Source organism: Streptomyces sp. NPDC006923 (genome assembly GCF_040635655.1).
In the GTDB taxonomy this organism is placed as follows: Bacteria; Actinomycetota; Actinomycetes; order Streptomycetales; family Streptomycetaceae; genus Streptomyces.
Genome location: NZ_JBEYIF010000019.1, coordinates 73,526 through 93,362, shown reverse-complemented (window position 1 = coordinate 93,362; position 19,837 = coordinate 73,526). Strand labels below are relative to the sequence as shown.

Sequence of the window (19,837 nt, the reverse complement as noted above, 5' to 3'; positions counted from 1 at the left end):
GCCTGACACAGGAGCACAGCACATGAACATGCGGGACCAGCGCGTTGTTGTCATCGGCGGCACATCCGGGATCGGCCTGGCCGTCGCCCGCGCCGCCGCCGCGGCCGGCGCCCGGCTCAGTGTGGCGTCCAGCAGGCAGGAGCGAGTGGACGCGGCGGTCGCGCAATTGGGCGGCGATGCCACCGGCAGCGCCGTCGATGTCCTGGACAGGGCCTCGCTCGACGCGTTCCTGCGCGGCTCCGGCGAGATCGACCATCTCGTCTACACCGCCGGCGGCGCGTTGTCGATGATGCCGATCGCCGGTCTCGACCTCGACGGCGCCCGTGACTTCTTCGAAGTCCGCTACTTCGGCGCGCTGAACGCCGTCCACGCGGCTCTGCCCCACCTGGCCACGAGGGCTTCCATCACCCTCACTTCGGGCACCGCCGCCGACCGCCCCGGCCCGGGCTGGGCCCTGGGCGCCAGCGTCTGCGGCGCGATGAACTCCTTCACCAGGGCCATGGCGCTGGAACTGGCGCCGGTGCGCGTCAACGCCGTCGCCCCCGGTGTCACCCGCAGCCCGCTGTGGTCCGGCATGAGCGAGGCCGACCGCGAGGCCATGTACGACGACCTCGGCGGGGCCCTGCCCGTCGGACGCGTCGGCGAGGTCGAGGACGCCGCGGCCGCGTATCTCTACTGCATGACCCAGCCCTACACCACCGGCAATGTCCTGACGGTCGACGGCGGCGCCCTGCTGGTCTGATCGCCTCGGGGCTGTCCCGCAATCCCGATGATCTTCGTCCGGCGTGCATCCGGTCACTCGTTCCAGGTGTCTTATTCGGTGCGTGCTCAAGCGGTATCGTCATGTGGCCGCGCAGTAGGGATATTTGGAGATTTTATTTTGAGAACCGGGATGAAGGACATGCGTCGCGCGTCCGCGGTCACCGTCACCGCGGGAGTCGTCCTGGCGGCCGGGGCATTCAGCGCCCCGGCGCAGGCCGCCACACTCAAGACGCCCACGATCGTCGCCAAGGGCGGCTTCGTGATGAACAACGGGACAGGGAAGGCGCTCTTCAGCAAGGCCGCCGACACCCGTCGTCCCACCGGATCCACCACCAAGATCATGACGGCCCAGGTCGTTCTGGCGCAGAAGAACCTCAATCTGGATTCCAAGGTCACGATCCAGAAGGCGTACAGCGACTACATCGTCTCGAAGAACGCGTCGTCGGCCCGTCTGATCGTCGGCGACAAGGTCACCGTCCGTCAGCTCCTGTACGGGCTGATGCTGCCGTCCGGCTGTGACGCCGCGTACGCGCTGGCCGACAAGTACGGCGCCGGTTCCACCCGGGCCGCGCGTGTGAAGTCGTTCATCGGCAAGATGAACTCCACCGCCAAGAGTCTCGGCCTGAAGAACACGCACTTCGATTCCTTCGACGGCATAGGGAACGCCGCGAACTACTCGACGCCGCGTGACCTGACGAAGCTCGCGAGCAGCGCGATGAAGAACGCCACGTTCCGCACGCTCGTGAAGACGAAGTCGACCAAGCAGAAGGTCACGACGAAGAACGGCGGCTACCGCTATATGTCGTGGACCAACACCAACAAGCTGCTGGGCAGTTACACCGGCACCATCGGCCTGAAGACGGGCTCGGGCCCGCAGGCCAAGTACTGCCTGGTCTTCGCCGCCACCAGAAGCGGCAAGACGGTCATCGGTACGGTCCTCGCCTCCTCCTCGGAGGCCAACCGCACCGCGGACGCCAAGAAGCTGATGGATTACGGCTTCAAGAAGTAGGCAGTCCGGCACGGGAAGAGGGCCTGTTCGCGATCACTCGTGAACAGGCCCTTTGTCATGTGGCGGGTTCACACCGGAGGCCGGCACATTCAACGGCCCGTTCTGTCCGTGGGGCCTTTCCGGCCATAGGTACCAGCCGTTCAGGGCCTATGAATTGCGGCATATGTTCCGTGTGTCCGTCTTTGTTGATGGGTACGGGGCAGGGGAGGGACCGGCGCGGGTCGCCTGCCGCGCCATCCGGCCGCATCACAGGACAGCCGAGGTGAGGACGCCATGACCCACCACAACAAGGACTCGGCGGATCGTCTGGCCCGGGGGCTGGGATGGTTCAGCACCACCCTCGGCCTGGCGCAGACCACGACGCCGCAGGCCGTCTGCCGGATCAGCGGGGTCGACGACTCCGCCTGGGCCCGGACCCTGATGCCGTTGCTGGGCGTACGGGAGCTGGGCCAGGGCGCCATGCTGCTGGGCAGCCGCCGGCCCGCGCCCTGGGTCTGGGCCAGGATCGCCGGAGACGCGGTCGACCTGACGCTGCTGGTCCGAGCGCTGCGCAACCGCAGCGCCGGCAGGCAACTCAAGATCATGACCGCCACCGCCGCCGTCTCGGCGATCACCGGCTTCGACCTCTACGTGGCGGTACGGTCGCTCGTCAGGGGTGGCACCAGGAGGAGCGACAGCATGCACACGCATGCCGCTGTCACGGTCAACCGGCCACGGAACGAGGTGTACCGGTACTGGCACGCCTTCGAGAACCTGCCCGACTTCATGAGCCACCTGGAGGCGGTGCGGGCGGACGGTGACGGGCACTCGCACTGGGTCGCCAGGGCCCCGGTGAAAAAGCGGGTCGAGTGGGACGCGGAGGTGGTCCTCGACCGCCCGGGCGAGCTGATCGCCTGGCACTCGCTCACGGGCGCACAGGTGGACAACGCCGGATCGGTCAGTTTCCGGGACGCTCCCGGCGGCCAGGGCACCGAAGTGCGGGTGGAGCTCGACTTCGCCCCGCCCGGCGGCAAGGCGGGAGCGGCCGTCGCCAGGCTGCTCGGCGAACACCCCGAACAGCAGATGCGTGACGACCTCCGCCGCTTCAAGCAGGTCATGGAGGTCGGCGAGGTGGTCCGCTCGGAGGGCAGCCCCGAAGGCACCCGCACCCGGCGTCTGGCCAGGCAGCACCCGGCGCAGCCGCACCACGAGAAGCTCTGAGGCAGCCCGTCATGTCCCGCCGGCGCGTCCGGACGGGGACAGCGGCCGGAAAGGAAGCGGCATCGTGAAAGGCAACTGCTGGATGGGCCGGAACTCCGTCGAGGTGCTGACCGTGCCCGATCCCCAGATCCTCAACGCCCAGGACGCCATCGTCAAGATCACTTCAACCGCCATATGCGGCTCCGACCTGCATCTTTACGATGGTTATATCCCGACGATGGAGAAGGGCGACGTCCTCGGCCACGAGTTCATGGGCGAGGTCGTCGAGACCGGACCCGCCGTGCGGCACCTGAAGACCGGCGACCGTGTGGTGGTGCCCTTCCCGATCGCCTGCGGGCACTGCACCGCCTGCCGGAACGAGATGTACTCGGTCTGCGAGAACTCCAATCCCAACGCGGGTCTGGCGGAGAAGCTCATGGGCTACGCCCCGGCGGGCTTCTTCGGTTACTCCCACATGCTCGGCGGCTATCCGGGCGGCCAGGCGGAGTACGCGCGGGTGCCGTTCGCCGACGTCGGTCCCATCAAGATCGAAGATGATCTGCCGGACGACCAGGTGCTCTTCCTCTCCGACATCTTCCCCACCGGCTTCATGGGCGCGGAGATGTGCGACATCAAGCCGGGTGACACCGTGGCCGTGTGGGGCGCGGGGCCGGTGGGACAGTTCGCGGTCGCCAGTGCCTATCTGCTGGGGGCGGACCGGGTGATCGCCATTGACCGCTTTCCCTACCGGCTGGACATAGCGCGGGAGAGGGCCGGGGCCGAGACCATCAACTACGAGGAGGTGGACGTCCTGGACACCCTCAAGGAGATGACGGCCGGGCGCGGACCCGACTCGTGCATCGACGCCGTCGGTCTCGAGGCGCACCATCCCACCTCGGTCATCCACGCCTACGACCGGGCCAAGCAGGCGAGCCGACTGGAGACCGAGCGGCCGCACGCGCTGCGGGAGGCGATCCTGGCCTGCCGCAGCGGCGGCACGGTGTCCGTCATCGGCGCCTACGGCGGACTGCTCGACAAGTTCCCCATGGGGTCACTGATGAACCGGTCGCTGACACTCAGGGCCGGCCAGTGCCATGTCCAGCGGTATCTCCAGCCGCTCCTGGAACGGATCAGGAACAGGGAGATCGACCCCAGCTTTGTCATCTCGCACCACCTGCGGCTCGACGAGGCGCCCCACGGATACGAGATCTTCAAGAACAAGCAGGAAGAGTGCAACAAGGTCGTCCTGTCTGCCGCCTGAGCCACGGATCCGCAGGATCCACGGGCAGGCTCACCGGGGATAGAAATCTACTATTCTATGCTTTTTGCCCAATTCATGGGCAAATCGTCATAGAGTGCTTACCGGGGGACCTTCCCGGGCCGGGTAGGGACCGCTCGACCTCTGCAAGGAGGTGTATGCCATGACCGACTCCGAGTTCTACACACGTGACCGCCCCAAGAATCCACGCCTCCCGGAGGACCGGCCTCGCGGCGGAGGCCCGAAGGGCGCACCGGCGGGATACCGCGGTCTGCGGACCACCACGACCGTGGTCATCATCATCGTCGCGGTGGTCATCCTGGGCATCATGCTGTTTCCCTGAGAGCCGGCCCGTACGGTTCCGTGCGGACACCGCTCAGGCGGCGTTCGAGCCCCGGCCTCCGGCGATCATGTCGAGCGAGACCCGCCACAGCCGCTCGGCGGCGACCGGGTCGAGCGCGTGGTCGGCCACACCGCCATCGGTGCCGGGCTCATGACGGCGAGCTTCGTTGCAGTCCTCGAAGTAACGGCCGCCCACGCGCTCCAGCGGCGGCCAGGTCGCGAGCAGTACGGAGGTTGCCGCGCCCTGCTGCGGGGTCTTGAACACATAGGCGCCGGACGCCACCAGGCCGTCGAGTACCTCCGGCTGGAGGTGGCGTGTCAGGTTGGAGAGAATGCCGCCCGGATGCGCCGCGTTGACGGTGATCCCGTCGTCGGCCCAGCGCCGGTGCGCCTCGACCGCGAACAGGGCGTTGGCCGTCTTGGACTGGTCGTACGCCACATGGGGGTCGTAGGCGCGCTTGTGGAAGTGGATGTCGTCGAAGTCCACGGGGCCCCGCAGATGGCCGACCGAACTCAGGGACACGACGCGGGCGCGGCCGGCCGCCGCGAGCGCCTTGTGCAGCCCGGTGGCGAGCGCGAAGTGGCCGAGGTGGTTGGTCGCGAACTGGAGCTCCCAGCCCTCCGGCGTCCGGGTCTCGGGGGTCGCCATCACACCGGCGTTGTTGACGAGGATGTGCAGGGGGCCGTGCCATGCGGCGGTGAAGGCGGCGACGGACCGCTGATCGGCCAGATCCAGCGGGGCGACCAGGACATTCTTGTTGCCGGTGGTCGCGGTGATGTCCTCGGCGGCCCGCTCGCCGCTCCGCACATCGCGTACCGCCAGCGTCACCTCCGCGCCGGCGCCGGCCAGCGCGCGGGCCGTCTCGACGCCGATGCCGGAGGTCGCACCGGTCACAACGGCCCGCCGGCCGGTGAGGTCAATGCCGTCCACGACCTCGGCGGCGGTGGACTGGGCGGTGAAGGGCGTGGTGATGCGGGTCTTCTCGGTCATGGGATGCCTTCTCTGTGACGCTCCGGTCCGGTTGCCTGCGCCGGCCGTGATGCCGGCGCCTGGCCGCGGTGGGCGGAGCACTTCTGACGCTTCAGGTGGTGCTTCTTCAGCCAACACCGGCAGCGCCTTCCGACGGCCCGGTAAAGGGGCCCGCCTCCACCGGGGGCCCCGGCGACCGGGGGTCCGGCAGTGCCCCTCATGGCGGCTCGCGTCATGGGCCCGTATGTCATGCTCCGAAAGCAGCCGGGCCCTTTACCCCTTTCAGGGGATATGCCCCTGGCATGGATCGCTGCCACCATCTTGCTGGCTCGAAGGGAAAGGCCGAAGGGGAGGTCCGTGCGGGGGCTGCCCGCACGGACACCTCGCGGCCGACCCGTGCCGGACAAGAAGAGGAGTGCGCATGAAGAAGACCGGACCCCTGTCCGCCCTCGCCGCGATCGCGTCCATCGGCGCGGTGCTGTTCACGGCGGGCGCCGCGGACGCCGCGCCCGCGAAGTGGGCCAACCACAACCACGCGGCGGCGCAGTTCAGGAAGGCCGGCGTCACCTGGTCCTCCAGCGGAGGCTGCTCCAACTGGAACAGGGGCACCTGCACGTCCTTCACGAACATCAACAAGGCGACGGTCTCCGGCGCGATCGCGTTCACGAGGGCCACCGGATGCCGGGTGAACATCACCGGCGGCACCGAGGTGGGGCATGCGGCGGGCACGTACAGCCACCGGAACGGCTACAAGGTCGACATGGCGCTGACCACCTGCCTCAACACCTACATCACCGGCACATTCAGGTACGCCGGGAAGCGCGGCGACGGGGCCCGGACGTACAAGTCCCCGGCCGGGAACGTATACGCGCGCGAGGGCAGCCACTGGGATGTCACCTACTACAACGCCAGGCCCTGACGCCCGACGCGGTGATGCACGTCCGGACCGGTCCGGACGGGGAACCACCGAGGCCCGCTCCCGGAGAGGTACGCCTCTCCGGGAGCGGGCCTCTTTTCCGTCCCGACTGTCCGGTACGCCCTAACCGTCCGTGCCGCGCGCGCGGGCGCCCGCGCGGGTGCGGCCCGCGTCCGGCACCCGGTGCGGATGGCGCCGCAGATACTCGTTCTCCAGCGCTGTCATCCGGGCGGTGTGTGTGGCCAGCGCGTCCTCGGGTCCGTGCAGGAGCGTCTCGTGGCGGGTCCGGTGCAAGGTCTCCACTTCCTTCAGAAGCAGTGCGTCGTCGAGCTGCTCCGGCGGTACCCCGCTCTCGTGGTCGGTCACGGCTCGCTCCCTCCGGTTCGCCCCCTGTCGGCCCCCTCTGCCGAAAATACCCGGATCGCAAGGAATTCGTACTCCGTCGCCCACCGGGTGTTGTCATCCCTCCGCATGAAACGCGCGGGAAGGAGTACACGACAGACAGCGCGGCGAAGGGCCGTGTCCACGTCAGCCGACAGCGGCACGGCGGTGCGGCACGGCGGCTCACGCCGCACTACGGCAATCATCATTTTGGTAGGAGTTCCTCTGTTCCGCCGCACCCGGCATCGCTGCCGGAGGACCGGCAGCGACAGGGCCGAGACGGAAAGGCAGTCCCCGTGCGCAGTGTCGGAGTGGAGGAGGAACTCCTCCTGGTGGACATGGAGACCAACGAACCCCGGGCCCTGTCCACCGCTGTGCTGGCCGTCGCCTCCCGCGACGGCCGGCACGGTGAGATCTTCGAGAAGGAGCTCCAGCGCGAGCAGCTCGAATTCGCGACGCATCCCCAGACCGGGATGGGCGAACTGGCGGCGGAGATCCAGCGGTGGCGCGCCGAGGCCGGGCGTCACGCGGGCGAGGTGGGCGCCGCGGTGGCCGCGCTGGCGACCTCGCCGCTGCCGGTGAGCCCGTCGATCACCCCGGACGAGCGCTACCAGTGGCTGGAGAAGGAGTTCGGGCTCACCGCGCAGGAACAGCTCACCTGCGGCTGCCATGTCCATGTGTCGGTCGACTCGGACGAGGAGGGCGTGGCGGTCCTCGACCGCATCCGGCCCTGGCTGCCCGTCCTGCTGGCGCTGAGCGCCAACTCTCCCTACTGGCAGGGCGAGGACAGCGGTTACAGCAGCTACCGCAGCCGGGTCTGGGGCCGCTGGCCCTCGGCCGGGCCCGTGGAGATCTTCGGTTCCGCCGACCGCTACCACGCGCAGGTCCAGGCCATGGTGGAGACCGGCGTACTGCGTGACGACGGCATGATCTATTTCGACGCCCGGCTCTCCAACACCTATCCGACCGTCGAGGTCCGTGTCGCCGACGTCTGTCTGAACGCCTCGGACACGGTGCTTCTGGCGACCCTCGCGCGTGCTCTGGTGGAAACCGCGGCCCGGGAGTGGCAGGCCGGTGAGCCGCCCGCCCGCCAGGGCGTCGGGCTGCTGCGGCTGGCGGCCTGGTCGGCTGCCCGGTCCGGGCTGGAGCGGCAGTTGATCCATCCCGCCACCATGCGGCCCGTGCCCGCGGAGGCCGCGGTGCGGGCCCTCTTCGACCATGTGCGGGACGCTCTGGAGGACAGCGGGGATCTCATACCGGTGCAGGACGCCATCACCGAGCTGCTGCGGCGCGGCAATGGCGCGCGTGTGCAGCGTGAAGTGTTCCGGCGGACGGGGAGCCTGCGGGAGGTGGTCGCCGAGTGCTCGCGCCTGACCACCGGGTGACGCCCCCCGGACGGTGAGTGCCCGCCCCGGCGGCCTCCGTTCCGCGCCGCGCCGCGTGCCGGCGCGGTACCGCGGGCGCCGCCGGGGGGCCGGGTGCCACTCGATTGGCTCCGGCGTGGCAAGGGCCCGCCGGGGCGCCGGGCGATAGCGTCGGAGTCCCGCTGCCCACAGGTGCCGGTCCGGTGGCCGGCGTCGCGCCCGGTCCGCGTCGCCCGGCCGCGGACCAGGTCCTGTCCCGCCCGATCCCACGGGGTGTCTCCACCATGCCCGACCTCATCCACCTCGTGGTGATCGTCGCTGTCTTCGCTCTCCTCGGCCTGGTCGCGAGGGGGGTGAGCCGGCTGTGAGCGTCGATAACATCGTCGGACTGGCCGTCGCGGTGATCCTGACCGGCTATCTCGTGGTCTGTCTGATCCTCCCCGAGCGGTTCTAGGGTGCTTCCCCGATGAACGGCACTCTCGCGGGATGGCTTCAGATCCTCGCCCTGGTGGCGGCGCTCGCGCTGTCCTTCCGGCCGCTGGGCGACTACATCGCGTATGTCCTTGTCTCACCCCGGCACTGGCGCCTGGAGCGGGCGCTGTACCGGGCCGGCGGAGTCGACGCGGACGCGGACCAGCCGTGGACCTCCTTTCTCCGCAGCGTCCTGGCCTTCTCGCTGGTCTCGCTGCTGTTCCTCTACGGATTCCTGCGTCTCCAGAGCGCTCTGCCGCTGTCGTTGAACACCCCCGCCATGGATCCCGGCCAGTCGTTCAACACGGCGGCGTCCTTTGTCACGAACACCAACTGGCAGTCGTACGCGGGTGAGTCGGCGCTGGGCCATCTGGTGCAGATGTCGGGACTGGCGGTCCAGAACTTCGTCTCGGCCGCGGTCGGCATCGCGGTGATGGCCGCGCTCGTCCGCGGATTCACCCGGAAGAAGACGGACCGGGTCGGAAACTTCTGGGTGGACCTCACCAGGATCGTCCTGCGTGTCCTGCTGCCGCTGTCCGTGGTCTTCGCGATCGTGCTGGTCGCGGCCGGTGTGATCCAGAACTTCCACGGTTTCCAGCCGGTCACCACCATCGCGGGGGACAGCCAGAACATCCCCGGCGGCCCGGTCGCCTCCCAGGAGGCCATCAAGGAGCTGGGCACCAACGGCGGTGGCTTCTACAACGCCAACTCCGCGCATCCGTTCGAGAGTCCGAACGGCTTCACCAACTGGCTGGAGATCTATCTGCTGTCGGTGATCGCCTTCTCGCTGCCCCGCACCTTCGGCACGATGACCGGCGACCGCCGCCAGGGCTACGCGATCGTCGCCGTCATGGCCCTGATCTGGACGGCCTCCGTCGCCGTCGTCACGGCCAATGAGCTGCACAGCGTGAGCAGTACGGCGGGGCACGCGGCAGGCGGGATGATGGAAGGCAAGGAACAGCGCTTCGGTGTCTGGGGTTCCGCGCTCTTCGCGGTGGCCACCACACTCACGTCCTGCGGGGCCGTCAACTCCTTCCACGACTCGTACTCGCCCGGCGGCGGCGGGATGACGATCCTCAACATGATGCTGGGTGAAATTGCTCCCGGCGGTACGGGTTCCGGTCTCTACGGCATCCTCGTGCTGGCGGTCGTCGGGGTCTTCGTCGCGGGTCTGATGGTCGGTCGCACGCCCGAGTATCTGGGCAAGAAGCTGCGCGGCCGGCAGATGAAGTTCGCGTCGCTGTACATCCTCACCACGCCCGCCGTCGTCCTGGCCGGCGCCGGTGTCGCGATGGCGCTGCCGGGGGAGCGGGCGGCGATGCTCAACCCGGGGCCGCACGGCTTCTCGGAGGTGCTGTACGCCTTCACCTCGGCCGCCAACAACAATGGTTCGGCCTTCGCCGGGCTCGCCGCCAACACGGACTGGTACAACACCGCCCTCGGCCTCGCGATGATCATCGGCCGGTTCCTTCCCATCGTGTTCGTACTCGCGCTCGCCGGATCCCTCGCCGAGCAGCAGCCGGTCCCGGTCAACGCGGGAACACTGCCGACGCACCGGCCGCTCTTCGTCGGCCTGCTCACCGCTGTGATCCTCATTGTCGTCGGCCTCACCTACTTCCCCGCGCTCGCGCTGGGCCCGCTCGCGGAGGGGCTGCGCTGATGTCCGCGACCGGCCGGTCCCCGGCCCCCGAGGACCCGCCGGCGGTGAACAGCCGCCGGATCTCGGGCGGACTGCTGGATCCCGGACAACTCGCCGGCTCCTTCCCCGACGCGCTGCGCAAGCTCGATCCCCGGGTGATGGTCCACAACCCGGTGATGTTCGTCGTCGAGGTGTGCGCGGTGCTGACCACCCTCTCGGCGATCAGGAACCCCAGCGTCTTCGCCTGGGTGATCACCGCCTGGCTCTGGCTGACAAGTGTCTTCGCCAACCTGTCCGAGGCGGTCGCCGAGGGCCGGGGCAAGGCGCAGGCGGAGACCCTGCGCCGGACGAAGACCGACACCAGGGCCCGCCGGCTCGCCCGTGACTGGCGGCCGGGAGCACAGCACACGGCGGAGGAGGAGGTGCCGGCGAACGAGCTGCTCCCCGGCGATCTGGTGGTGGTCGAGGCCGGACAGACCATCCCGGGGGACGGTGATGTGGCCGAAGGGGTCGCCTCCGTCGACGAGTCGGCGATCACGGGCGAGTCGGCGCCGGTGATCCGGGAGTCGGGCGGCGACCGTTCGGCCGTGACCGGCGGCACCAAGGTGCTGTCGGACCGGATCGTCGTACGGATCACCTCGCGGCCGGGCGAGACCTTCATCGACCGGATGATCGCCCTTGTCGAGGGCGCGGCCCGGCAGAAGACACCGAACGAGATCGCGCTGAACATCCTGCTCGCGTCGCTGACCATCGTCTTCCTGATCGCCGTGGTGACGCTGCAGCCGTTCGCGGTCTTCGCGCGGGCCGAGCAGCCACTGGTGATCCTGGTGGCCCTGGTGGTCGCGCTGATCCCGACCACCATCGGGGCCCTGCTGTCCGCGATCGGAATCGCGGGCATGGACCGGCTCGTCCAGCGCAATGTGCTGGCCATGTCGGGACGCGCGGTCGAGGCCGCCGGTGATGTCAACACACTGCTGCTCGACAAGACGGGCACCATCACCCTGGGCAACCGACAGGCAGCCGAGTTCCTGCCGGCCGAGGGGGTCGGGATCGAGGAACTGGCCGATGCCGCGCAGCTCTCGTCGATCGTCGACGAGACGCCGGAAGGCCGCTCGATCGTGGTTCTCGCCAAGGAGCGGTACGCGCTGCGCGGCCGGAGCGAAGGAGAGCTGGCGGGCGCCGTGTTCGTCCCCTTCACCGCGCAGAGCCGGATGAGCGGCGTCGACCTCACAGGACCGGACGGTCCTCGTTCGCTGCGCAAGGGCGCCGCGGCGGCGGTGATGCGCTGGGTGCGCGAGAACGGCGGGGGGACCGGCGCCGACATCGGCGGCATCGTGGACGGCATCTCGGCGAGCGGCGGTACTCCGCTGGTCGTCGCCGAGCTGACGGGGCGCGGTGGCACGAGGAGCAGCCGGGTGCTGGGTGTCATCCACCTCAAGGATGTCGTCAAGGAGGGGATGCGGGAGCGGTTCGACGAGTTGCGCCGGATGGGCATCAGGACGGTCATGATCACGGGTGACAATCCGCTGACGGCCCGGGCGATCGCGGAGGAGGCGGGGGTGGACGACTTCCTCGCCGAGGCCACGCCCGAGGACAAGATGGCCCTCATCAGGCGGGAGCAGGCGGGCGGCAAGCTCGTGGCGATGGCGGGTGACGGGACGAATGACGCCCCGGCGCTGGCGCAGGCGGATGTCGGTGTGGCGATGAACACCGGTACCTCGGCCGCCAAGGAGGCCGGGAACATGGTGGATCTGGACTCGAATCCGACGAAGCTCATCGAGATCGTGGAGATCGGCAAGCAGTTGCTGATCACTCGTGGTGCGCTGACGACGTTCTCCATCGCCAACGATGTCGCGAAGTACTTCGCGATCATCCCCGCGATGTTCGCGGTGGTCTATCCCGGCCTGGACCACCTCAACATCATGCGATTGCACAGCCCGGCCTCGGCCGTCTCCGCCGCGATCATCTTCAACGCGCTGATCATCGTGGCGCTGATCCCGCTCGCCCTGCGCGGTGTCCGGTACCGGCCGTCGTCGGCGTCCGCGCTGCTGAGCCGCAATATCTGGCTGTACGGAGTGGGCGGTCTGATCCTTCCGTTCGCCGGAATCAAGGTGATCGACCTCATCGTCCAGTTCATTCCCGGTCTGCGCTGACCGGCAGACCGTGCCGACCGACCGTGCCGACCGTCCTGCCGGCCAGTCGTCCGGGCCGGCCGGGCTCACGCCGACTCACAGGAGAAGACGACCGCCGTGCCCCTTGTGCTCCGTCCCGTAATCCGCCGTCATCTGTCGGCGCTGCGGATGCTGCTGGTGTTCACCGTGATCACCGGTGCCAGGTATCCGCTGCTGATCACGGGTATCGCCCAGGCCGTCTTCCCGTACCAGGCCAATGGCTCGCTGATCGAGGAGAACGGGGCACCGGTGGCCTCCCGCCTGATCGGCCAGAACTTCGTCCTGCCGGAGCGGGCGGGCCGGGGCGCCGGCCGGCCGGACCCCAGGTGGTTCCAGCCCCGGCCCTCGGCGGCCGGGCCCGCCGGCTATGACGCCGCCGGCTCGGGAGCCTCCAATCTGGGTCCCAACAACCCCGTACTGGTGAGGACCATCAGGGAACGGAGGGCCGCCGTGGCCGCCTTCGACGGTGTCCCGCCGCGCAGCGTGCCCGTCGACGCGGTGACCGCCTCGGGCTCCGGCCTCGATCCGGACATCTCGCGGGCGTACGCGGACCAGCAGGTCAACCGGGTGGCCAGGGCGCGCGGACTGAGTCCGGCGGTGGTACGACGGCTGGTCGCCGAGCATGCCGAGGGCCGGGACATCGGCTTCCTGGGCCAGGACGGCGTCAATGTCGTCGAGTTGAACCACGCCCTCAGCACGGTGAGGTGACCGCGAGCCGGGTACGGGTGAGGACGGGCCGCCTCAGGTGGCGGCCTCCCTCTCGCGCTCCCGCACCCGGGCCAGCAGCGAGGCGGGATCGGGATCCGTCTGGAGCGCGTGCAGCAGCAGCAGCCACAGATCGCGCAGACCGTCCTCGATCCCCCGGCGGCCCTCCAGCGCGTCGGAGACGGTGTGCAGTCCGAAGAACGCGGACACCAGGCCGTGGGCGGCCGCCTCGGGAGTGACGCCAATGGCGAATTCGCCTTCCCTGTGGGCCTCTTCGAGCAGTTCGGTGACCGTCTCGATCCAGCCGACGAAAGGGCGCGGCAGTGTGACGTCGATGGCCTTGCGCTCGGCCCAGAGACGGGATCCGGCCCGGATGACGACATCGTCGCGGAATGCCCTGGCTACGGCGAAACTCAGCCCGACCAGTCTTTCGAGCGCCGGAAGTCCGGCCGATCTGTGCTGGTCGATGAGCTTCGGCCAGGCCGCGAAATGTGCCTCGACCACGGCCAGGGCCAGATTCTCCTTACTGGCGTAATGGAAGTAGATGGCCCCGCTGGTACGGCCCGACCGCGCGCTGATGTCGCTGATGCTGGTGCCGGCGTAACCCCGCTCATCGAACAGGTGTGCCGCCGCCTCCAGGAGAAACCTGCGCGTTGTTTCCGCACGTACCCGCTTCGCCCCAACCCGCATATGCACCCCGGATTCCCGTGCCGCCGATGACATCACGCAATGTAGTGCTTTCACGGACCGGGTGCGGACCAGGTGCATCTTCACAAGAATTACGATGTTCTTATCGCATGGATACATCGGTTGGCGACATCGCCGGCGACGTGCGGCCACTGACCTGGTCACGTACGGTCGCCCGGGAAATGGTGCACCGGAGCTCCGTCGCGGAGGTGCTTCTCACGGATGTACGCAGGCTCGAAAGCGGCGATTTCGAGGCCGGGGCCTCATGGTCGAGATCTCATCCGACCTTTCCGCGTGACGGGGCGGGACTGCACAGCCCCCTGGTGATCGTCGAGACACTGCGGCAGCTCGGCATCTATATTCCGCTGCGTTATTTCGCGGTCCCCATGTCGTCACGATCGCTCATCAGTGATCTGTATTTCGGGATCGATCCGTCGGTGGAACCACGGGCCGTCACCGGCGCCACTTCTGTCACCTGTCTGGTGCGGGTGAGCGAGGTCCGGCGCGGGCCGGACGACGCGGTCACCGGACTGCGGCTGCATGTGCGCTTCAGCGCGTACGGCGTGCCTTTCGCGCAGGCCGGAGGCGGCGCGCGCTTCCTGGACGGAGATCAGTACGCCGCCCGGCGGGAAGGGCGTACGGAGTCCGTTGTCCCCGGGGCGGAGGCCGCGCGAATGACCCGCCCCGATGCCCGGAGTGTCGGCGTCGCCGGGGAGGGCGATGTCGTCATCGGGCTCGACGGCGGCGGAGTCCTGGTGGCCCCGGCCGATCCGGCGCATCCCTTCTTCTTCGACCATGTCACGGACCATGTGCCGGGGATGGTCCTGCTGGAGGCGGCCCGTCAGGCCGCGGCCGTGGAAAGCGGGGGAACCCTGCTGCGTCCTGCGTCCGGACGGCTGAAAGCCGCGCGCTTTGTCGAATTCGGCCCGCCCGCCCGGGTCTTGTGCGTGCCGCACCACGCGACCTGCGTCTTTCGGTTTTTCCAGGACGGTGAACAGAAGGCTTTCGGCATCCTCGGCTACAGCTAAACAGCTAGAAATACTATCCGCAGTCACTTGACTACCAGGAGTTTTCCTCTCTAGCGTAGCGATCGTTATGTCTTCGGCGGACGCCGAAAACGGCCTTCAAAGGCTGCGCCCGCCCGGGACCGCACCCGCCCGAGAGTGGCTGACCAACGCGCACGCGGTGTTTTGTGCCGTCGTGGCGGCGAGTGCCGCCGCTTTCCGGGCTCTCCTGAACGGAAAGCAATCGGATGACACTTCATCGCATCCATTCCTGGACTCCCGCGGCGGTCGTCTTCGACTGCGACGGCACCCTCATGGACACCGAACGGCACTGGCAGGACGCGCGAATTCGCGCGCTGCGCGAGTACGAATGCGAGCCGGGCGCCGGTTTCGCGGAGCGCGCCAAAGGACTGCACTACACCGAATGCGGACGCCTCATGGCGGAGGAAGCGGGCCGGCCGGAACTCGCCGGTGAGATCACCGGCCGGCTTCTCGCGCATTTCCGGGTACTGGTCGCCGGCAACCCCATAATCATGCCCGGCGCCCGCCAACTGGTGGAATCGTGCGCCAAGTTCGCGCCGCTGGCCGTCGCGAGCAACTGCCCGAGGGAGGTCGTCGAGTCCTCACTCGGCAGATCCGGCCTGCTGGGCCGCTTCGACCATGTCGTCGTACCGGGGGGCGAGATCCGGCCCAAGCCCCATCCGGACGTGTACCTCACCGCCGCACGGCTCTGCGGTGCCGCACCGGCGGACACCCTGGCCGTCGAGGACTCCCTCTGCGGTATCCAGGCCGCCGTCCGGGCGGGCACGCGCGTCCTGGGGGTCGGCCCCTGGCCCGGCGAGCAGGTCGCGGATCTGGTCGACCTGTGGGTTCGCTCGCTGGACGAGCCCGAACTCTCCGGCTGGGCGGAGGGGCGTGCCGGGCACGGGCCGGGCTGACGGGGGACGGCCGTGCCGTTGATCGTGCGGCGCGGGTCCGCCTACCATGACCGCAGCGGACATATCGGTTCATAAGTCGCCGTGCGGAGAGTTGGTCGTCCGAATGGATGAGGAACGTGCCGGCCGTCTCGTTTCGTCGCTGCGTGCCCGCGGCGTCATGGCCCATCTGGCCCACCTGGGTGTCTACGAGTTCGGCGTGCAGATCGTGCTCGCCGACGGCGGTGAGGCGGTCTGGGACCTCGACGAAGGCGTGGGACTGCGGGCCGAGGTCATCGAGGACGGCGTGCTCATGGGCTATGTCCCCCATGTGCCGGGCTCGGAGGACTTCACCGAGGAACAGCTCATGGCGGTGATCGCGGCCACCACCTATGACAAGGAAGGGCTGCACCCGCCCACGGACGGCCCCGGCCGCCCCGGCGAGGAGACCGCGCGCCCGGCGGGGCCCGGGGCCGGTCCCGCCGAGGCTCCGATCCCGGCCCGCCACCGCGGTCGGCGTTTTCCCTGGCTGCCCCGGCGCCCGGAGCAGTGAAGAAGCCGGCGGGGGTGCCCGGCGGGCCCGGCCGGGATTCCGGCCGGGCCCAGGACGTCCGTCGCGCGCTCCGGTCGCGCGTCGCGTCACTCCTTGACCGCCCCCGAGTTGGCGCCGTTGACGAAGTACCGCTGGAAGCAGAAGAACAGCGCGGCCACCGGAAGGGTGGACAGCAGGGCCGCGGCAAGCTTCAGCGGATACTGCGTGCCGCCGCCGAGACCGCCCGAGACAAAGCGGGACAGGCCCGTGGTGAGCGTCTCGTACTGGCTGGACTGGGTGGCGACGAGGAAGTGGGTGAACTCGTTCCAGGACCCCTGGAACGACAGGATGGTCAGAGTGATCAGCGCGGGTCTGGCCATCGGCAGGACGATCGACCAGAAGATCCGGAACACACCGGCCCCGTCGACCCGCGCCGCCTCCTCGACCTCACGCGGCACCGACTCGAAGAACTGCTTCATGATGAAGATGCCCGCGGCGTCCACCAGCAGCGGCAGGATCATGCCGGTGTAGGTGTCGAAGATCCCGAAGGTGTTGAGCACCAGGAACTTCGGGATGAGCAGTGTCACACCGGGCACCGCCATCACCGAGACCACGAAGACGAACAGCACGGAACGGCCCCGGAACCGCAGCCGCGCCAGCGCGTACCCGGCCATCGAGTCGAAGAGCACCCGTCCCGCGGTGACGACCACCGCCACCAGTGCCGAGTTGCCGAGCCAGCGCAGGAAGGGCACCCCGTCGGCGGACTCGCTCAGCCCGAACAGCCGCTGGTAGGCCGCTGTCGTCGGAGTGGTGGGCAGCAGCGACAGCGGGTTCGCGGCGGCGTCCGGGTCCGTCTTGAACCCGGTCACCAACTGCAGGACGAAGGGCAGCAGATAGAGCAGGGCCAGCCCGGTCACCAGGGCGTAACCCAGCACGCGCAGCGCAAGAGGGAAGCGGCCCAGCACGGGGAGGGCCCGCTCGCGTGAGGCGCGGCGCGCCCGGGCCCGCTCGGCCCGGTCGCCCACGGCCGTACCGGCGGCGCTCATCGGTTCCTCCTGGTACGTGTGCCGCGCTCCCGCAGCGCCCAGCGCTGGAAGGCGGTCAGAGTGAGGATCAGGACGAGCAGGACGAACGCGATCGCCGATCCCTGGCCGAAGTCCGCGTCGTCGAAGCCCGAGGAGTACGACAGGAAGGCGGGCGTCAGAGTCGTATTGCCGGGCGCGCCCTGGCCCATCACGTACACCTGGTCGAAGACCTGCCAGGTGGCGATCAGCCCCAGCGTGAGCACCAGGAACAGCACCGGACGCAGCGCGGGCAGCGTCACGTACCGCAGGAGCTGACGCCGGTTGACCCCTTCCAGGGCCGCCGTCTCCTCCAGCTCACGGGGGATGTCCTGGAGCGCGGCGAGGAAGATCAGCATAAAGGTGCCGGACGTGGTCCACACGGCCAGCAGGATGATCGTGCACATTGCGACGGAGGGTCCAGACAGCCACTCGAACCACGAGAGGCCCATGAAGGAATGGTCGGCCAGCACCCCGGTGGGGTGGTCCGGATCGACGATCCCCAGGCCGCCCAGGATCAGGGAGAGCACCCCGCGCGGGTCCGCGAACCAGTTCGGTCCTTTCACTCCGATCCATGACAGCAGGGCGTTGACGGCCCCGCTTCCCTGGAAGAGGAAGAGGAAGATCGTGGCGACGGCGATGGAGCTGGTGACCGACGGGAGGAAGAACGTCGTACGCAGCGCGCCGCGCCCACGCAGCAGCCGCTGGTTGAGGATGAGGGCCAGGCCCAGTGCCAGACCGGTCTGGAGAGGCACGGTCAGCAGCACGTAGTAGGCGTTGTTGCGCAGTGCGGTCGCGAAGAGAGTGCGGTCGAGACCGTCCTGGGTGAAGAGCGTCCGGTAGTTGTCCAGGCCCACGAAGTCGGCCTGGCCGCTGAACGGATTGGACTGGCCGTCCCAGTGGAGCAGGCTCACCCACAGCGCCATCAGGATGGGAAGTACCAGGAACAGGCCGAGGATCAGCACCATGGGGCTGACGAACAGCCAGCCCCAGGCGCCTTCCCGGCGCCGGGCCGCGCGCCGGGCGCGGGTCGTGCCGGTGGTGCCGGTGGTGCCGGTCCCGCCGGGTGCGTGCGGCGTACGGCCTTCGAGAGGCGTACGGCCGGCGGGCGTCGTGCGGATGCGCATGGGGCTCAATTGCCCTTCGCGATCGCCTGTTCGCCGTTGCGCTGCAGGTCGGCGAGGATCTTCTTCGGGTCGGCCGTACGCAGCGACTGGAGATCGGTGTTGAACTGGCTCAGCACCTTGTCGAAGCCGGCGATGGTCACCGGGCCCTGGGCGTACGCGCTGCCCTCCACCCATGCCTTGGCGCGCGGCTGCCGCTCGGCGTACGTCGTGAGCGCGCTCGTCCGCGACGGCATCACACCGAACGCGTCGGCGAAGGCGAGCTGCTGGTCGGCGGAGCTGAGGTACGTGACGAGATCGACGCTCGCCGCCCGGTGCGCGCTCTCGGCGGCGACGCCCCAGCAGGTGCTGAAGGCGAGCGTGGACCGGCCGGCCGGTCCCGCGGGCAGCGGCACCACGTCGTACTTCACATCCGGGTAGTCGAGCTTCATCCCGCCGTCGAGCCAGTTGCCCTCGATGGTCATGGCTGCCTTGCCCTTGCCGAGCGCCTCGCCGCCCCAGCTCGTGTCCACCTGCTTCGCGTACTTCATCGAGCCGGACGTGAGCATGGACTGGACGAAGGCGAGGCCCTCGGCGTTCTCCGGGGTGGCGGCGGTCATCTTTTTCTGGTCCGTGCTGGTCAGCCAGCCGCCGGCCTGCTTCATAAAGACACCGAGCCGCTGGTACTCGTCGCTGGTGACCAGGCCGGTGACACCGCCGCCGGTGAGCTTGTCCGCGACATTCCGCAGCTCCTGCCAGCTCTTCGGGTAGTCCTTCGCCGTCAGCCCGGCCTTCTTCCAGAGATCGGAGTTGACGGCGAGACCGAGGGTGGACGTGTCCTTGGGCAGGCACACCAGCTTGCCGTCGTACGTGAAGGAGGTCCTGAGCTGCTCGGAGAAGTCCGAGGCGTCGGGTATCCGGTCTCCGTACGGGTACAGAGACCCGCCCTTCGCGTAGTTCGCGAACTGGTCGGAGTTGACGTAGAAGACGTCCGGCGGCTTGTGCCCGGCGAACGCCTGGGCGAGCTGCTGGTTCATGTCCTTGGCGACCGAGACCGTGACCGCGTTGCCGGACTCCTTCGCGTACGCGGCGGCGGCGGCCTTGACGGCCTGGGTCTCGGCGTCCCCCGAGGTGGCGATCAGGACCGTCAGCTCCTGTTTGCCGCTCTTGTCCTGCTCGGGCTCCTTGGCGTCGCCGAAGCTGGACGAGCAGCCGGTGGCGGCCAGCAGCGCCGCGCAGGTGGCGAGGGCGGCGACGGTCGTGCGGGTGACCATGAATTCCTCCAGAAGGGATACGACGTGCGGCTCAGCAGCCCGGAGAAGGGCGTGCCGTGAATCACGGGCCCGGGGCGGCGGCGGTGCCGGGGCGC

At 68.9% G+C, this 19,837-nt stretch carries 21 protein-coding genes; 15 read left to right on the top strand and 6 right to left on the bottom strand.

Features of this window, described 5'->3' with window-relative positions; all coding sequences use genetic code 11:
* The first annotated feature begins 22 nt into the window (after positions 1 to 22).
* The 5 genes from ABZ707_RS28885 (at position 23) to ABZ707_RS28865 (ending at position 4,551) form a co-directional block, all read left to right on the top strand.
* Positions 23 to 742, top strand: coding sequence for an SDR family oxidoreductase (locus ABZ707_RS28885; protein ID WP_360180466.1), 720 nt, complete (start codon positions 23 to 25; stop codon positions 740 to 742).
* Between the two features lie 150 nt (positions 743 to 892).
* Positions 893 to 1,771: a serine hydrolase gene (locus ABZ707_RS28880; protein ID WP_360180464.1), complete on the top strand. Its 879-nt coding sequence runs from the start codon at positions 893 to 895 to the stop codon at positions 1,769 to 1,771.
* A gap of 273 nt (positions 1,772 to 2,044) precedes the next feature.
* Complete coding sequence (locus ABZ707_RS28875; RefSeq protein WP_360180462.1) at positions 2,045 to 2,971, top strand: SRPBCC family protein; 927 nt, start codon at positions 2,045 to 2,047, stop codon at positions 2,969 to 2,971.
* Between the two features lie 64 nt (positions 2,972 to 3,035).
* Entirely contained in the window at positions 3,036 to 4,211 is a 1,176-nt protein-coding gene (locus ABZ707_RS28870; protein WP_360180460.1) for a zinc-dependent alcohol dehydrogenase, read from the top strand.
* Positions 4,212 to 4,371: 160 nt separating this feature from the next.
* The gene (locus ABZ707_RS28865; protein WP_360180458.1) at positions 4,372 to 4,551 is read left to right on the top strand and encodes a hypothetical protein; all 180 of its coding nucleotides are present in this window, start codon (positions 4,372 to 4,374) and stop codon (positions 4,549 to 4,551) included.
* Positions 4,552 to 4,584: 33 nt separating this feature from the next.
* Here ABZ707_RS28865 and ABZ707_RS28860 read toward each other — a convergent pair whose 3' ends face one another.
* The gene (locus ABZ707_RS28860) at positions 4,585 to 5,541 is read right to left on the bottom strand and encodes an SDR family NAD(P)-dependent oxidoreductase (RefSeq protein WP_360180456.1); all 957 of its coding nucleotides are present in this window, start codon (positions 5,539 to 5,541) and stop codon (positions 4,585 to 4,587) included.
* 400 nt (positions 5,542 to 5,941) lie between these two features.
* Between ABZ707_RS28860 and ABZ707_RS28855 the strand changes: the two genes are divergently transcribed.
* Positions 5,942 to 6,439 (top strand): hypothetical protein, encoded by a 498-nt coding sequence (locus ABZ707_RS28855; protein ID WP_360180454.1) that lies wholly within the window; start codon positions 5,942 to 5,944, stop codon positions 6,437 to 6,439.
* Between the two features lie 120 nt (positions 6,440 to 6,559).
* Here ABZ707_RS28855 and ABZ707_RS28850 read toward each other — a convergent pair whose 3' ends face one another.
* Complete coding sequence (locus tag ABZ707_RS28850; protein ID WP_360180452.1) at positions 6,560 to 6,802, bottom strand: DUF6158 family protein; 243 nt, start codon at positions 6,800 to 6,802, stop codon at positions 6,560 to 6,562.
* A 311-nt stretch (positions 6,803 to 7,113) separates the two neighbouring features.
* On the opposite strand from ABZ707_RS28850, the gene ABZ707_RS28845 reads away from it, so the two are divergent.
* The 6 genes from ABZ707_RS28845 (at position 7,114) to kdpC (ending at position 13,170) form a co-directional block, all read left to right on the top strand.
* Positions 7,114 to 8,202 carry a glutamate--cysteine ligase gene (locus ABZ707_RS28845; protein ID WP_360180450.1) on the top strand — a complete coding sequence of 363 codons (1,089 nt, stop codon included), beginning with the start codon at positions 7,114 to 7,116 and terminating at the stop codon, positions 8,200 to 8,202.
* Between the two features lie 182 nt (positions 8,203 to 8,384).
* Entirely contained in the window at positions 8,385 to 8,549 is a 165-nt protein-coding gene (locus ABZ707_RS28840) for a hypothetical protein (protein WP_360180448.1), read from the top strand.
* On the top strand, positions 8,546 to 8,635 hold the full coding sequence (gene kdpF, locus ABZ707_RS28835) for a K(+)-transporting ATPase subunit F (RefSeq protein WP_360180446.1): 90 nt from the start codon (positions 8,546 to 8,548) through the stop codon (positions 8,633 to 8,635). The genes ABZ707_RS28840 and kdpF overlap by 4 nt, the downstream gene beginning before the upstream one ends.
* A 12-nt stretch (positions 8,636 to 8,647) precedes the next feature.
* Positions 8,648 to 10,312 (top strand): potassium-transporting ATPase subunit KdpA, encoded by a 1,665-nt coding sequence (kdpA, locus tag ABZ707_RS28830; protein WP_360180444.1) that lies wholly within the window; start codon positions 8,648 to 8,650, stop codon positions 10,310 to 10,312.
* Positions 10,312 to 12,444, top strand: a complete 2,133-nt coding sequence (kdpB, locus tag ABZ707_RS28825; RefSeq protein WP_360180442.1) for a potassium-transporting ATPase subunit KdpB — start codon at positions 10,312 to 10,314, stop codon at positions 12,442 to 12,444. Before kdpA ends, kdpB begins: the two co-directional genes overlap by 1 nt.
* Before the next feature lie 96 nt (positions 12,445 to 12,540).
* A complete protein-coding gene (gene kdpC / locus ABZ707_RS28820) occupies positions 12,541 to 13,170 on the top strand; it encodes a potassium-transporting ATPase subunit KdpC (protein WP_360180440.1) in 630 nt (209 codons plus the stop codon).
* A gap of 33 nt (positions 13,171 to 13,203) precedes the next feature.
* On the opposite strand, the gene ABZ707_RS28815 is transcribed toward kdpC, so the two are convergent.
* On the bottom strand, positions 13,204 to 13,857 hold the full coding sequence (locus ABZ707_RS28815) for a ScbR family autoregulator-binding transcription factor (RefSeq protein WP_360180540.1): 654 nt from the start codon (positions 13,855 to 13,857) through the stop codon (positions 13,204 to 13,206).
* Between the two features lie 107 nt (positions 13,858 to 13,964).
* On the opposite strand from ABZ707_RS28815, the gene ABZ707_RS28810 reads away from it, so the two are divergent.
* The 3 genes from ABZ707_RS28810 to ABZ707_RS28800 all read left to right on the top strand — a co-directional run bounded on the left by ABZ707_RS28810 (position 13,965) and on the right by ABZ707_RS28800 (position 16,325).
* A complete protein-coding gene (locus ABZ707_RS28810) occupies positions 13,965 to 14,882 on the top strand; it encodes a ScbA/BarX family gamma-butyrolactone biosynthesis protein (RefSeq protein WP_360180438.1) in 918 nt (305 codons plus the stop codon).
* 224 nt (positions 14,883 to 15,106) lie between these two features.
* Complete coding sequence (locus ABZ707_RS28805) at positions 15,107 to 15,796, top strand: HAD family phosphatase (protein WP_360180436.1); 690 nt, start codon at positions 15,107 to 15,109, stop codon at positions 15,794 to 15,796.
* 103 nt (positions 15,797 to 15,899) lie between these two features.
* Positions 15,900 to 16,325, top strand: coding sequence for a hypothetical protein (locus ABZ707_RS28800; RefSeq protein WP_360180434.1), 426 nt, complete (start codon positions 15,900 to 15,902; stop codon positions 16,323 to 16,325).
* Between the two features lie 86 nt (positions 16,326 to 16,411).
* Here ABZ707_RS28800 and ABZ707_RS28795 read toward each other — a convergent pair whose 3' ends face one another.
* Genes ABZ707_RS28795 through ABZ707_RS28785 form a run of 3 tightly spaced genes read right to left on the bottom strand, consistent with a single transcriptional unit; the run spans position 16,412 to position 19,742 of the window.
* Positions 16,412 to 17,350 (bottom strand): carbohydrate ABC transporter permease, encoded by a 939-nt coding sequence (locus ABZ707_RS28795; RefSeq protein WP_360180432.1) that lies wholly within the window; start codon positions 17,348 to 17,350, stop codon positions 16,412 to 16,414.
* Positions 17,347 to 18,492, bottom strand: coding sequence for a sugar ABC transporter permease (locus ABZ707_RS28790; RefSeq protein ID WP_360180430.1), 1,146 nt, complete (start codon positions 18,490 to 18,492; stop codon positions 17,347 to 17,349). Before ABZ707_RS28790 ends, ABZ707_RS28795 begins: the two co-directional genes overlap by 4 nt.
* Positions 18,493 to 18,497: 5 nt before the next feature.
* Positions 18,498 to 19,742: an extracellular solute-binding protein gene (locus ABZ707_RS28785; RefSeq protein WP_360180428.1), complete on the bottom strand. Its 1,245-nt coding sequence runs from the start codon at positions 19,740 to 19,742 to the stop codon at positions 18,498 to 18,500.
* Positions 19,743 to 19,837 lie beyond the last annotated feature (95 nt).